This is a genomic window from Mycoplasma sp. CSL7503-lung (assembly GCF_025515455.1).
In the GTDB taxonomy this organism is placed as follows: domain Bacteria; phylum Bacillota_I; class Bacilli_A; order Mycoplasmatales; family Metamycoplasmataceae; genus Mycoplasmopsis.
This window is the reverse complement of record NZ_JAOPHP010000059.1, coordinates 1-431: the sequence shown is the minus strand read 5'-3', so window position 1 is coordinate 431 and position 431 is coordinate 1. Positions and strand designations below refer to the sequence as shown.

Annotated in this window: 1 protein-coding gene; it reads left to right on the top strand. The window is 20.4% G+C overall.

Annotated elements, in window-relative coordinates:
• Window positions 1-431, top strand: a 431-nt coding sequence (locus N9R85_RS03900) for a hypothetical protein (protein WP_262858669.1), incomplete at both ends; no start/stop codon positions are given.

Here is a 431-nt window from a genome sequence, read left to right as displayed (position 1 = left end):
ATAATAGATAAAGAAAAAAATCAAGAATTACAATATATTAATAGAAAAATTAATAACATTATTGAAATGAGTCAATTTATAAATGAATTTAATACAAAAACCTCTAATATTCTGGATAAAAAAGATTTAAGAGCAATAGATCAATACTTTATTAATGATTATAAAGATCACATCCATTCACTACTTTGATATTCATTTATTAAGTTTATCTACCCTAAGGTAAAAAAATATGTATTAGATCAAAGGAAGAGACAAATTAATGAGCTTAATATCCGTGAATTTAAACTTATGTATGATAAACAATTACCATCTGATATTAATTTTGAAATAACTGATGAAGATTTTAAAATTGAGTTTGAAGAGCAAAAAATAAATTATCAATATGAATTGATATCATTGTTAAATAATAAATCTAAACAAAGATTGCATTA